Source organism: Enterovirga rhinocerotis (genome assembly GCF_004363955.1).
In the GTDB taxonomy this organism is placed as follows: Bacteria; Pseudomonadota; Alphaproteobacteria; order Rhizobiales; family Beijerinckiaceae; genus Enterovirga; species Enterovirga rhinocerotis.
In genome coordinates this window covers 286,006-299,156 of the sequence record NZ_SNZR01000016.1, presented here as the reverse complement: position 1 = coordinate 299,156, position 13,151 = coordinate 286,006, and the positions used below count along the sequence as shown (strand labels likewise).

Here is a 13,151-nt window from a genome sequence, read left to right as displayed (position 1 = left end):
TTTGGCGGCGAAGCCGTGTCCGGCGCGCCGTCGATGGATGGGTTCTAGAGCCCGCCCCCAACCAAGTCAACACCCCCAGTGAAATTTTTGCGACAGGGACCGGACTTTTTTGTCTCGCTCGGGCGCCCCGCCCTCTTGGAAGCCGCCCTGCGGCTCCCCTCAAAGGTCGTTGCCGGCGCGATCTGCGCCATCGTCCGGCCACACCAGGAAGGCAACCGGGAGATGGCAGCCGCACACGCGTGTTGCCCGGACGGGTGCACGCGGGCATGGTCGCCTCTGCCCAACACGATTCCGCCCCCACGGGTTCCAGCAGACGATATCAGGCTTGAGCGTCTCTCCCCTTCAGCTTCGCAGCGGCGCCGCAGCCCCTGCCCACGGGCCGCGCCGCGAGCGGCCGGTCAGAGGCGGCCCGGCACCTCGGTTCGGCCCCGCGGCAGCCCTCGGCAACGAGCCTCCGCTCGACCTCGCCGCGCCGGTCCGGGCCAATCCGCGGCATGCGCTCAGCATCCGCTGGCTCGGCGCCTCCGTCCTGACGGCGCTGGCGGGGTTTCTGCTCATCGGCTCGGCGATCGTGGTCTCCCAGCGCGGCGAGATCGATCTCGTCGAAGCCCCCGAGGTCGCCTCCGCCTCCCCGGGGCGGGCCGGAGATTCGCGCGCGGCCCTGCGCAAGGGTGACAAGCTTATCCGGGCCGAGACGGTGGCTTCGGCAAAGCAGAGCTTCCGGTCCCAGGCGACCCTCCGCGTCGCGGATCGGGAAGTCATCAAGATGCGGAGCTACACGCGGCTCGCAACCGCCCTGTCGCCGACCGCGGGCGTCTACGCGACCAATGTCCCCCCTTTCAATCCGCTGCGCTTCATGTCCCAGGACAGCAGCGATCGGGCCGCAGAGCCGCCGCCGCCCGTCCCGGAAGCCTCCGATGCGGAGGTGTCCATCATCAAGACGGACCTCGCCACGCTGCTGCTCGATCCCACGGGCCCGGTGCTGAGCGACCAGGACGTCCAGTCCCAGGTCGAGGCGGAGCTGCGCGCGCTCGCGGCTGGAACAGGCCGCCCCAACCTGCTCTCCCTTCCGATGCCGAGCTACGGTCCGCGCGGGATCGGCGCCGGCGCGACGCCGACCCTGGTGCCGGGCCTCGCGCCGCGGAGCGGCGACGCGGCCTTCCGCTCGATCGAAGTGCGCGTCGTACCCGAAAACGTCTCGACGCTGCCGAAGGGACAATCCTCCGCTCCGGGCTTCGAGGAGCGCGTCGTCGCCTTCAAGCGCGGCGAGACGCTCGAAGCCGCCCTTCGCGCGAACGGAGCCGCACCGGACGAGGCCCGCGCCATCGCCAGCCTCCTCGGCCGCGACCGCGCGCTCGAGGGCCTTCAGATGCGCGTCCTGATCGCCCCGCCCGACAAGGCCGGCGAGACGCGCCAGCTGACCCGCGTCGTGCTCTACGGCGAGCGCGGCATCGAGGCGATCGCCGCGATGAACGACCGACGGGCCTTCGTCTCCGTCACGCCGCCGCCGACGGAAACGGCCCGGCCCGAGCAGCGGCGGCCGTCCGGGCTCGCGGAGGACGACGACGAGGAAGACGAGGGAACCGGCGCCCAGCTCTACGCGAGCCTCTACGAGACCGCCGCGAAACACGAGATCCCGCGCGCGATCGTGGACGAGATCGTTCGCGTCATGGGCTACGACGTGGATTTCCAGCGCCGCATCCAGGCCGGGGATGCGATCGAGATCGTGATGGGATCGGACGAGGAAGGCAGCGAGAGGCAGGACCTGCTCTCGGTCGCCTTCACCCTCGGCAGCAACGTGCACAAGGTGTTCCGCTACCAGGGCGAGGACGGCTCGGTCGATTATTTCGACGAGGGCGGACGCTCGCTGAAGAAGTTCCTGATCCGGATGCCGATCGCGGGGGCGAGGCTGACCTCGCTCTTCGGCGTGCGCGTCCATCCCATCCTCGGCTATGCCAAGGGCCATACGGGCGTCGACTGGGCCGCCCGCGTCGGCACGCCCATCTTCGCGGCCGGCAACGGCACGGTGATCAAGGCCGATTGGAGCTCGGGCTACGGGCGCCGGATCGAGATCCAGCACGCCAACGGCTACGTGACGACCTACAATCACCAATCGGCCTTCGCCCGCGGCATCACGCAGGGCGTCCGGGTGCGGCAGGGCCAGGTCATCGGCTATGTCGGCTCGACCGGCCTCTCGACCGGCCCGCACCTCCATTACGAGGTGCTGATCAACGGGCGCTTCGTCGATCCGCTGAAGATCCGCGTGCCGCGCGGCCGGGAGCTCGACGGCCGCGCCCTCGCCGATTTCAACCGGCAGCGCGACGAGATCCTGGCCATCAGCAAGCGCGCGAACCCGCAATTCGCCGCGTCCGAGCATCGCTGAGCGGTCAGAAGCCGAGACGTCTTCGGATCGAGGCCGGTGTCTCCCCCGCCGCGCGCAGATCGGCGAGGGCGGGCGAGCCGGCTCGCTTGGCGAGCTTCTCGCCCGCCTCGTCCAGGATCAGCGCGTGATGGTGGTAATGCGGGCTCGGCAGGCCGAGCAGCGCCTGCAGGAGCCGGTGGAGGTCCGTCGCGGCCTCGAGGTCGCGCCCGCGCACGACATGAGTGACGCCCTGGATCGCATCGTCGACCACGACCGCAAGATGATAGCTCGTCGGCGTGTCGCGCCGGACCAGCACGGCGTCGCCCCAGCGTGCGGGATCGGCGGCGACTTCGCTCGCGCCGGCTACGTCAGGCCGAGAGCCCGGCTGCACACTCCCATCCTCCTCATCCTGAGGAGCCCCGCTCAGCGCCGATCCGGCCGGATCGAACCGCGTCCAGGTCAGCGGTTCACCTTTAATACGGGCCAGGGCCTTCGTCATGGCGAGGCGCCAGGCCGGATGACGCCCCTCGGCCATCCGCGCCGCGATCGCCTCGGCCGACAGCCCGCGGCAGGTCCCGGGATAGAGCGGCGTACCGTCGGGATCGCGCGCGATCGGCCGTCCCTCGCGCTCGGCCCGGGCCTCGGCGGCGCGGCCGATCTCGGAGCGGCTGCAGAAGCAGGGATAGAGGAGGCCCTCCTCGCGCAGCCGACAGGCCGCGGCCTCGTAATCGGCCATGTGCTCCGACTGGCGCCGCACCGGCTCCTCCCAGGCGAGGCCGAGCCAGGCGAGATCGGCCAGGATCGCCTCCGCGAGATCGGGCCGCGACCGGACGGGGTCGATATCCTCGATCCGCAGGAGGAGGCGCCCATCCCCCTCGCGCGCCAGACGCTCGTTCAGCAGCGCCGACGCGGCATGGCCGAGATGGAGGCGGCCGTTGGGGCTCGGCGCGAAGCGGAAGGTGGGCTGGCTCATGTCGGAGAACGCGCTGTCGGCGGCCCCATGCACGCTCCCGCGGAGGCGAATCGGACCTCGCAACGATTGACGTTCCGGCCGCGCCAGCGCAATCGGCCCTGATCGCAGAGCCGCCATCCGAGATGCCGCCCCCCTGATGCTCCTCGATTCACCCGACGCGATGGCCCACGGCACGCGCGTGCTGGCGCAGCAGGATCCGCTCATGCGGCGCCTCGCGGCCGAGCTCGGCGCGCCGCCGCTCCGCAAGCGGGAGCCGGGCTTCGAGGGGCTCGCGCAGATCGTCGTCGGCCAGCAGGTCTCGACCGCGAGCGCCGCCGCCATCTGGGCGCGCTGCCGCGTCGAACTCGCGCCGCTCCTGCCCGAAACCGTCGCCGCGGCCCCGGACGAGCGCTTCCGCGCCGCCGGCCTGTCCCGGCCGAAGGTGCGGACCCTGCGCAACGTCGCGGCCGCCGTGCTTTCAGGCGATCTGCCGCTCGACCGCCTGCACGAGATCGATGCCGATGCGGCGCATGCCCGGCTCACGGCGATCGGCGGCATCGGGCCGTGGACGGCCGACGTCTATCTGCTCTTCTGCCTCGGTCATCCGGATGCCTTCGCGGCGGGCGACCTCGCCCTGCAGGAGGCAGCCCGACACGCCGCCGGCCTCGAGGCGCGGCCCGACGCGAAGGCGCTGCTCGCGATGGCGGAGGCCTGGCGGCCCTGGCGCGGCGTCGCGGCGGGATTGCTCTGGGCGCATTATCGCCGCGTGAAGTCGCGCGACGGGATCCTCGCGGCGTGACGCGCCTCACCGTCTCCGATCTCGCCTGCCGCCGGGCGGGCCGGCTCGTCCTGCGGGGGGTCGGCTTCTCGCTCGAGGCCGGAGACGCGCTCGTCGTCACGGGGCGCAACGGGGCCGGCAAGTCGACGCTGCTGGCTCTGCTCGCGGGTGTGCTGCGGCCGGATGCGGGGACGATCGCCTTCGAGGCTCCGGGGGAGGCGACGCTGCCGGAGAGCGTGCACTGGCTGGCGGCAAAGGATGGGCTGAAGGCGCAACTGACCGCGCGTGAGAACCTTCTCTTCGCTTCCGCCTGTCTCGGCGGCGGCCTGTCGGCGGACGCGGCCCTCGCGCGGGTCGGCCTCGCGGCCGGCGCGGACCTGCCCACGGCCTATCTCTCCTCCGGACAGCGCCGCCGGCTGACCCTCGCCCGCCTGCTCGCCAGCCGGCGTCCGGTCTGGCTGCTCGACGAGCCGACCAATGCGCTCGACTCCCAGGGGCAGGCGCTGCTGGCCGATCTCCTGCGGGAGCATCGCGCGGATGGCGGCATCGTCGTCGCGGCGACCCATCTGCCCCTCGCCCTGCCGGAGGCGCGCGAGCTTGCCCTCGGCCCGGCCGCGACAGCGGAGCGGGACGCGTGAGGGCCTTCCTCGCCCTCCTCCGGCGCGACCTCGTCCTCGCGGCCCGGATCGGCGGCTCGGGCGGGCTCGGCCTCGTCTTCTTCCTGATGATCGTTGCGGTCATCCCCTTCGCGCTCGGCCCGGACCTCAACCTTCTCTCGCGCATCGGCCCGGCCATCCTCTGGATCGCCGCCCTCCTGTCGACGCTGGTCGGGCTCGACCGGCTGTTCCAGGCGGACGAGGAGGACGGCTCCCTCGATCTCCTGCGCCTTTCCGGGACGCCGCTCGAGATCCTGGTCCTCGCCAAGGCCACTGCCCACTGGCTGACGACCGGGCTGCCGCTCGCCGTCGCCTCGCCGCTCTTCGGGCTTCTTCTCGCGCTCGAGCCGGCGGCCATGGCGACGAGCCTCGTCTCGCTGCTCGTCGGCACGCCGGCTTTGAGCTTCCTCGGCGCGATCGGGGCGGCGCTCACGGCGAGCCTCCGGCGCGGCGGCCTCATCCTCGCGATCCTCGTCCTGCCCTTCGCGATCCCGGTCCTGATCTTCGGCGTCGCCGCCTCCGATCCCGCGGCGGAGGCTCGTGCCCAGGCGCTGCTCTTCCTCGGCGCGCTGACGCTGATCGCGGGCGTCGTCGGCACGCTCGCCGCCGCCGCCGCGCTGCGGAGCCGGGAATGACGGGTCCCGACGCCGCATTGCGGGCGCCGCGCGGCGAGCTTAGAGCCGTTCCGCACTGGCGGCCCGCGCCGCTCCGTTCTCGTCCGATCCCTGGGGCCGTTCGTCCTGCCGTGAGCCCGCCCGCCGTCCTTCCCAGCCCGCGCGACATCGGCATCCGCCCATCGCGGTCGAGGCCGACACCCACCCTCCCCTGCAGGGGGAGGGTCGGACCGAAGGTCCGGGGCGGGGTGATGCGCGGCGCCCACCTCGAAGAGGCCGACGATACGGCGAAGTGGTTGTCACCCCACCCCGCCGGCTTCGCCGGCGACCCTCCCCCTGCAGGGGAGGGTGGAGAGGCGCCCACCCGGCCTGCGCTGCACGAGGCCGCGCGATGCTGAACCGGCTTGCGAATCCCGGCAGCTTCATGCGCTGGTCGGGCCCGGCGATGGTGCCGCTCGCCCTCGTGACGGCGGCGACCCTCGCGATCGGGCTCTATCTCGCCCTCGTCGTCGCGCCGCCGGACTACCAGCAGGGCGAGACGGTGCGGATCATGTTCGTGCACGTGCCGTCGGCCTGGCTGGCCTTGTTCTTCTACATGGTGATGGCGGTCGCGGCTCTCGGCTCGCTCGTCTGGCGGCATCCGATGGCGGATGTCTCGCAGAAGGCCGCCGCCCCCATCGGCGCCGCCTTCGCTCTCGTCTGCCTCGTCACGGGCTCCCTCTGGGGCAAGCCGATGTGGGGCACCTACTGGGTCTGGGATGCGCGGCTCACCTCGATGCTCGTGCTGTTCCTGATGTATTGCGGCGTCATCGCTCTCTGGCGGACCATCGACGATCCCGCGCGGGCGGCCCGCGCCGTCTCGATCCTGACCCTGGTCGGGGTCGTGAACATCCCGATCATCAAGTTCTCGGTCGATTGGTGGTTCACCCTCCACCAGGGCGCATCCGTGCTGCGGCTCGGCGGCCCGAGCATCCATTCCAGCATCCTCGTGCCGCTCCTCGTCATGGCGCTCGCCGCGACGCTGCTCGGGACGACCCTGCATCTGCTCGGCATGCGGACCGAAGTGCTGCGACGGCGGGTGCGGCGGCTCGAATTGCTGCGGGCGGAACGGCTGGAGGCTCCGTCGGAGCCCGTCCGGCCCTCGGCGCGGAGCGAGGTGTCGGCCTGATGAGCGACTACGCCTTCTACATCTGGTCCGCCTATGGCGCGGCGGCCCTCGCCATCGGGGCGCTCATCGCGCATCACCTGCTCGACTACCGGGCCCAGCGGCGCGCGCTGCAGCGGCTCGAAGGGGACGCGGCGAGGCACGGATCGTGACGCCCAGCCCCGACGCCGCCAAGCGCTCGTCCGAGGACGCGGCCCCGCGGCAGCGGCCGAGCCTTCTTCTCATCCTGCCCATCGTCGTCTTCGCGGGGCTGGCCATCCTCTTCGCCTTCCGGCTGGGCGCGGGCGACCCCTCGCGCCTGCCCTCGGCGCTGATCGGCAGGCCCGTCCCCGCCTTCGACCTGCCGCCCCTGGCAGGCCTTGCCGCCCCCGGCGGCGGCCCGATCCCGGGCGTCGCCCAGCGCGATCTCACCGGCCGTCCCAAGGGGGAGGTGACGATCGTCAATGTCTGGGCGTCCTGGTGCGCCCCCTGCCGGCTTGAACATCCCCTGCTCGACCGGCTCGCGGCGCAGCCCGGCACGCGGCTGATCGGCTTCAACTACAAGGACAAGCCGGACGCCGCCCTGCGCTTCCTCCAGACGCTCGGCAATCCGTTCGCGGCGGTCGGCACGGATGCCAACGGGCGGACCGCGATCGAATGGGGCGTCTACGGAGTCCCGGAGACCTTCATCGTCGCGGCGGACGGCACGATCCGCCACAAGCATGTCGGGCCGCTGACCGAGGAGAGCCTTCCGGACTTCCTCGCGAAGGTGAAGCAGGCCGCGGCGCGCTGAGGTCCCGGCCTCGATTTCTCCCGTACGAAATACGGCATCCGACATGACGGCTGCGTCGGGGCAGCCACCCTCCCCTGGAGGGGGAGGGTCGGACCGAAGGTCCGGGGTGGGGTGATACGGCGTCTCCGCCCCTCGAGAACGTTGATGATGAGCGAGGGTGGGTTCACCCCACCCCGCCGGCTCCGCCGGCGACCCTCCCCCTCCAGGGGAGGGTTGGGAAACAGCGCGACACCCGAGCAAAACCCTGTCCGGATCGTCGCCGCGATCCCGTCTCCCTTCACGAGAGCCGCTCCGGCTCGGCGGGAGACGATCATGGCCCAGCTCATCATGCCGACCCTCCTCGGAATCGTCGCTCCGGTCGGCGGCATCGCTTGGCTCCTCCTCCACACGATGTGAGAAAGGCCTCCGCTCCACGCCGCGCAAGCGAGACCGCCAGGGGCGCAGGAGAACGACGTGGAGCCGGCCGAATGGCAGCAGATTCGCGCTCTCTTCGACGCGCTGGTCGATCTCGGCCCGGCGGCGCGGGAGCGCGGCCTCGCGCGGGCGGAGCTTCCCGCCGCTCTCGACGGCGAGTTGCGCGCGCTCCTCATCTCCGCCGATGCGGCCGGCGACTTCCTCGAGACCCCGGCCGCGATCGAGGCCGGCGAGCCGCCGCATGACGACGGCTACCGCTCGCTTCCGGACGGCGCGCGGATCGGCGCCTTCTCCGTCACGGGGCTGATCGGGCGAGGCGGCCAGGGCGAGGTCTATCGCGGCATCCGCGCCGACGGACATTTCGACCAGATCGTCGCGCTGAAGCTGCTGCGGCCGGAGGCCGTGACGCAGGCCGAACGCTTCCGGGCCGAGCGCCAGATCCTGGCCGGGCTCGACCATCCCGGCATCGCCCGGCTGATCGACGGCGGCACGACGCCGGACGGGCGACCCTTCCTCGCCATGGAGCATCTCGAGGGCCGGCCGATCACGGAGCATTGCGAGGCCGAACGCCTCGGCCTCTCTCATCGCATCGCGCTCGTGCGGGAGGTGGCGGACGCGCTCGCCCATGCGCATCGCCACCTCGTCGTCCACCGCGACCTCAAGCCGGGCAACGTGCTGATCACGGGCGAGGGCCGCGTGAAGCTGCTCGATTTCGGCATCGCCCGCATCCTCGACGACGGCATCGGCGGCGTCACCACCGAGGCGATCCTGACGCCGGATTACGCGGCGCCCGAACAATTCGAGGGCCGGGGCATCACGACGGCGACGGACGTCTACGCGCTCGGCGCCCTCCTCTTCGAGCTCCTGACCGGTCGTCCGCCCTGGACCCGGACCGGCGCCTTCTCCGGCGCCGCGCGCCTCCTCGGCGACGAGCCGCCGCGGGCGAGCCGGACGGCGGCCGCGAGCGGCGAACGCGTCTTCGATCCCGCCGCGCTCGAAGGCGATCTCGACGCGATCGTCGCGACGGCGATGCGGTTCCGGCCGGAGGATCGCTACGACAGCGTCCTCGCATTCTCCGACGATCTCGGCCGCCATCTCGCCATGCGGCCGGTCCTCGCGCGCGGGGGCGACACGGCCTATCGCGTCCGCCGCTTCATGCGGCGCAACCGCGGCACTCTCGCGGGCGGCGCCGTCACGCTGGCCGCCCTCGGGGCCGGGCTCGCCGCCTGGGTCATGCAGGCGCGGCGCACGGCGACGGAACGCGCCGTCAGCCGCGCGGAGACGGCGCGGACGACGGCCGTGCGGGATTACGTCATGCTGATGCTGCGTACGGCGAGCGAGGAGGGTGGGCCGTCCTTCCGCACGGCGAAGCAGGTGCTCGACCGGACGGCGGCCCGGCTCGGGGACGATCCCGACGAGAGGCAGCGGCCGCTGCTGCGCGTCCTCGGCGAACTCTATGCGGAGATGGACGATTTCGCCGGCGCGGTTCCCCTGCTGGAGCGGGAGGCCGCGCTGGCACAGGAGGCGGGCGACGAGCCCGGTCTCGCGCGGGCCCGGCAGACCCTCGCCGTCGTGGCCGTCCGGCAGGGCCGGCTCGACGAGGCCGAGCGGCTGCTCGCGGCCATCGACCGCGTCTGGTCGAAGGCGCCCGCCCGCCATGCCCGCGAGCGGGCCGAGGCCGCGGGGATCGAAGCCGGGCTGATGCGCGAGCGCGGGCGCCGCGAGGGCGGCATCGCCCTCCTTCGCCGGGCCAAGGCGGAGACGGACGCGCTCCTCGGCGAGGGCAGCCTCGAGGCGAGCACCCTCCAGCACAATCTCGGCGTCCATCTCCTCGAAGCCGGCCGGCTCGAGGAGGCGGAAGCGGCCTTCGACGAGGCCGCGCGGCTCCTCGCCGCCGGCAACCGCGAGCGTTCGACCGTCGATATCGGGCTCCTCAACCACCGCGCCGGCCTCGCCTTCCGGGCCGGGCGGCCGGAGGACGCGGAAGCGATGTGGCGCGAGGCGATCAGGCTCCGGCGCGATCTCTATGGCCCCTCCGCCGCCCTCGCCGCCCTGCAGATGAATCTCGGCCGCATCATGCTCATCCAGGGACGTCACGAGGAGGCGCTGCCGCTGCTCGACGAGGGGACCGGGATGTCGCTCGCCTTCGCCGGCCCTGACGCATCGATCACGGTGATGATCCGCCAGAGCCTCGCCCTCGCGCTCGGCCTCGCCGGCCGCGCTGCGGAGGCGCAGGAGCAGATCGAGGCGACGCTCGCGGCGGCGGCCCGCGCCTTCGGCGAGCGGCACCTCTACCGCGCCTTCGCGCTCTCCGTGCGCTCGCAGCTCGGCCTGTTCCGCGGCGATCTTCCCAGGGCGCGTGCCGATTGCGCGGAGGCGCGCGCCATCCTGCGCGAGTCGGGACCGGCGGCCGAGCCCCATCTCGCCGAACTCGCGGTGCTCGACGCCATGCTCGACGAGGCCGAAGGCGGCGACGCCCCGCCGTCTCAGGCCTCGGACAGTTCCTTGTAGAGCCAGGCCTTCGCCTGGACCCAGTCGCGCCGGACCGTGCGGTCGCTGATGCCGAGGATGCGGCCCGTCTCCTCCTCGCTGTAGCCGGCGAAGAAGCGGCATTCGACGATGCGGGCGAGGCGGGGATCGAGCTTGGCCAGGTCCTCCAGCGCCTCGCCGACCCGCACGACGTCGATGTCGTCGGAGGCCGCGGCGTCGGTCGATTCGTCGAGCTGGACCGCGCGCTGGCCCGAGCCGCGCTTCTGGCTGAGCCTGGCCCGCGCCGCGTCGACGAGGACGTGGCGCATCGCGGTCGCGGCCGTGCCGAGGAAATGCTCCCGGCTCTCGAAACCCGGCGCGTCGCGCAGCTTGATGTAGCTCTCGTTGATGAGGACGGTCGTCTGCAGGGTTTCGGGCCGGCCCGCCCGGCCGCGCTCCCGATGCGCGATCCTGCGCAATTGCTCGTAGAGCGAGGCGGTCAGCGCGTCGAAGCCCGCGCTGCGCCCGCTTGGGGGAGGATCGGCCATGGTTCGAGAATAGATCCGGGCGGCCTCTCCGGCCAAGCGGCCTTTCATCGTGCGGCCTTTCATCCGCCTCGCACCGGGCCTATCTAGGCCGATGATCAGTGCGGTGCAGCGGAAGGCTTGAGATGAACTGGGTGAGCGAGGTCGTCCGGCCGCGGATCAAGACGCTGTTCCGGCGCGAGACGCCCGAGAACCTCTGGGTGAAATGCCCCGATACGGGGCAGATGGTCTTCCAGAAGGACGTCGAGGCCAATCTCTGGGTCATCCCGGGCTCCGACCATCACCTGCGCATGAACTCGACGCAGCGCCTCAAGATGATGTTCGACGAGGGCACCTGGCTCGACGTCGCCCTGCCCGACGCGCCGGTCGATCCGCTGCGCTTCCGAGACGAGAAGAAGTATCTCGACCGCCTCAAGGACGCCCGCGCCAAGACGGGGCTGCGCGACGCCTTCAAGGTCGGGTTCGGCCGGCTCGAAGGCAGCCCGACCGTGATCGCGGTGCAGGATTTCGGCTTCATGGGCGGCTCGCTCGGCATGGCGGCCGGCGAGGCCTTCCTGCGCGGCGCCGAGACCGCGCTCGACAAGCGCACGCCCTTCGTCCTCTTCGCCGCCTCGGGCGGTGCGCGCATGCAGGAGGGCATCTTCTCGCTGATGCAGATGCCGCGGACCACGGTCGCGGTGCGGAAGCTGAACGAGGCCCGCCTGCCCTATCTCGTCGTCCTGACCAACCCGACCACGGGCGGCGTCACCGCCTCCTACGCCATGCTGGGCGACATCCACCTCTCCGAGCCCGGCGCGCTGATCGGCTTCGCCGGCCCGCGCGTGATCGAGCAGACGATCCGCGAGAAGCTGCCCCCGGGCTTCCAGCGCTCGGAATACCTCAAGGCGCACGGCATGGTGGACGCGGTCGTGCACCGGCGCGATCTCAAGGCGACGGTCGCGCGCCTCTGCCGCCAGCTCATGAAGCAGCCGCTGCCCGAGGCCGCAGCCGAGCCGGAGACCGGCGCGCCCCCGCCGCCCGTCGCCGCCTGAGGGCGCGGCCATCCCATCCATGGATTCCTCCGACGCGATCATCGCGCGCTGCCTCGCGCTGCATCCGAAGCTGATCGATCTTTCGCTCGAGCGGATCGAGCGCCTGCTCGCGCGGATGCATCACCCGGAACGGCGGCTGCCCCCCGTGATCCATGTGGCGGGCACCAACGGGAAGGGCTCGACGATCGCCTTCATGCGGGCGATCCTCGAGGAGGCGGGCCTGCGGGTCCACGTCTATACCTCGCCCCATCTCGTGCGCTTCCACGAGCGCATCCGGCTCGGTGCCGTCGGCGGCGGCCGGCTGGTCGACGAGGCGCGGCTCGCCGCCGCCCTCACCCGCGCCATCGCGCTGAATGCGGGCGATCCGATCACGGTCTTCGAGATCACGACCGCGGCCGCGCTCGACATCTTCGCCGAGGCCCCGGCCGATGTCCTCCTGCTCGAGGTCGGGCTCGGCGGACGGGTGGACGCGACCAACGTGGTCGCCAAGCCCGCCTGCGCGGTGATCACGCCCATCGGACAGGACCATGCCGAGCATCTCGGCGCGACCCTCGTCGCCATTGCCGGCGAGAAGGCGGGGATCCTGAAGCCCGGCTGTCCGGCGGTGATCGCGCAGCAGGACCATCCGGAGGCCGACGCCGCCTTGATCGGCGCGGCCGAGCGGATCGGCGTCTCGCCCCTCCTGGTCGGCGGGCAGGATTTCAGCACCCATTCCGAGCGCGGCCGCCTCGTCTACCAGGACGAGGCGGGGCTTCTCGACCTGCCCATGCCGCGCCTCGTCGGCCGCCACCAGTTCGTGAATGCGGGAACCGCGATCGCCGCGATCCGCGCGGCCGGATTCGGCGATCTCGAAGCGCCGGTCTTCGAGCGCGCCGTGACGGCCGTCCAATGGCCGGGCCGGCTGCAGCGAATGCCGCGGGGCCGGCTTGCCGAGCTTGCGCCCGAAGGGGCCGAACTCTGGCTCGACGGCGGCCATAACCGCGACGGCGGCCGGGCCATCGCCGCGGCCATGGCCGATCTCGAGGAGCGCTCGCCCGCGCCGCTCGTCCTCGTCGTCGGCATGCTGGCGACCAAGGATGCGGACGGTTTCCTGTCCGAGTTCAGGGGCCTCGCCCGCGACTTGATCGCGGTGCCGATCCGCTCGGAAATGGCGGCGCGGCCTCCTGAGGAGATCGGCTCTCTCGCCGAGAGGGCGGGTTTCCGCGCCCAGGCCGCCCCGGGGATCGAGGCCGCGCTCGCGGCCGCGGGGCGCACCGCCTACGAGCGGCCCCCGCGCATCCTCATCTGCGGCTCTCTGTATCTGGCGGGCGAGGTCCTCGCCCTGAACGGCACCCCGCCCGAATAGGTGTGGCCCCAGACCTTCCCCTGGAGGGGGAGGGTCGCCGGCAAAGCC

12 protein-coding genes are annotated in these 13,151 nt (G+C 72.2%); 10 read left to right on the top strand and 2 right to left on the bottom strand.

Going from position 1 to position 13,151, the window contains the following annotated elements:
• The first annotated feature begins 325 nt into the window (after positions 1-325).
• A complete protein-coding gene (locus tag EV668_RS21995) occupies positions 326-2,383 on the top strand; it encodes a M23 family metallopeptidase (protein WP_245513349.1) in 2,058 nt (685 codons plus the stop codon).
• A gap of 4 nt (positions 2,384-2,387) precedes the next feature.
• Here EV668_RS21995 and gluQRS read toward each other — a convergent pair whose 3' ends face one another.
• Positions 2,388-3,335 carry a tRNA glutamyl-Q(34) synthetase GluQRS gene (gene gluQRS / locus EV668_RS21990; RefSeq protein WP_133774210.1) on the bottom strand — a complete coding sequence of 316 codons (948 nt, stop codon included), beginning with the start codon at positions 3,333-3,335 and terminating at the stop codon, positions 2,388-2,390.
• Positions 3,336-3,471: 136 nt separating this feature from the next.
• Between gluQRS and EV668_RS21985 the strand changes: the two genes are divergently transcribed.
• The 7 genes from EV668_RS21985 to EV668_RS21955 all read left to right on the top strand — a co-directional run bounded on the left by EV668_RS21985 (position 3,472) and on the right by EV668_RS21955 (position 10,224).
• The gene (locus EV668_RS21985) at positions 3,472-4,113 is read left to right on the top strand and encodes a DNA-3-methyladenine glycosylase family protein (RefSeq protein WP_133774208.1); all 642 of its coding nucleotides are present in this window, start codon (positions 3,472-3,474) and stop codon (positions 4,111-4,113) included.
• Positions 4,110-4,730, top strand: coding sequence for a heme ABC exporter ATP-binding protein CcmA (gene ccmA, locus EV668_RS21980; RefSeq protein ID WP_133774206.1), 621 nt, complete (start codon positions 4,110-4,112; stop codon positions 4,728-4,730). Before EV668_RS21985 ends, ccmA begins: the two co-directional genes overlap by 4 nt.
• The gene (ccmB, locus tag EV668_RS21975) at positions 4,727-5,383 is read left to right on the top strand and encodes a heme exporter protein CcmB (protein ID WP_133774204.1); all 657 of its coding nucleotides are present in this window, start codon (positions 4,727-4,729) and stop codon (positions 5,381-5,383) included. Before ccmA ends, ccmB begins: the two co-directional genes overlap by 4 nt.
• A 370-nt stretch (positions 5,384-5,753) precedes the next feature.
• Entirely contained in the window at positions 5,754-6,530 is a 777-nt protein-coding gene (locus EV668_RS21970) for a heme ABC transporter permease (protein ID WP_133774202.1), read from the top strand.
• Entirely contained in the window at positions 6,530-6,679 is a 150-nt protein-coding gene (gene ccmD / locus EV668_RS21965) for a heme exporter protein CcmD (protein ID WP_133774200.1), read from the top strand. The genes EV668_RS21970 and ccmD overlap by 1 nt, the downstream gene beginning before the upstream one ends.
• Positions 6,673-7,299 (top strand): DsbE family thiol:disulfide interchange protein, encoded by a 627-nt coding sequence (locus EV668_RS21960; RefSeq protein ID WP_133774198.1) that lies wholly within the window; start codon positions 6,673-6,675, stop codon positions 7,297-7,299. Before ccmD ends, EV668_RS21960 begins: the two co-directional genes overlap by 7 nt.
• 453 nt (positions 7,300-7,752) lie before the next feature.
• Positions 7,753-10,224 carry a serine/threonine-protein kinase gene (locus tag EV668_RS21955; RefSeq protein WP_133774196.1) on the top strand — a complete coding sequence of 824 codons (2,472 nt, stop codon included), beginning with the start codon at positions 7,753-7,755 and terminating at the stop codon, positions 10,222-10,224.
• Here EV668_RS21955 and EV668_RS21950 read toward each other — a convergent pair.
• Entirely contained in the window at positions 10,200-10,730 is a 531-nt protein-coding gene (locus EV668_RS21950) for an ECF-type sigma factor (RefSeq protein WP_133774194.1), read from the bottom strand. The two genes, EV668_RS21955 and EV668_RS21950, sit on opposite strands and share 25 nt — an antisense overlap.
• 122 nt (positions 10,731-10,852) lie before the next feature.
• Between EV668_RS21950 and accD the strand changes: the two genes are divergently transcribed.
• Both accD and EV668_RS21940 read left to right on the top strand, forming a co-directional pair.
• The gene (accD, locus tag EV668_RS21945; RefSeq protein WP_133774192.1) at positions 10,853-11,758 is read left to right on the top strand and encodes an acetyl-CoA carboxylase, carboxyltransferase subunit beta; all 906 of its coding nucleotides are present in this window, start codon (positions 10,853-10,855) and stop codon (positions 11,756-11,758) included.
• 19 nt (positions 11,759-11,777) lie between these two features.
• On the top strand, positions 11,778-13,103 hold the full coding sequence (locus tag EV668_RS21940) for a bifunctional folylpolyglutamate synthase/dihydrofolate synthase (protein ID WP_133774190.1): 1,326 nt from the start codon (positions 11,778-11,780) through the stop codon (positions 13,101-13,103).
• Positions 13,104-13,151: the final 48 nt, after the last annotated feature.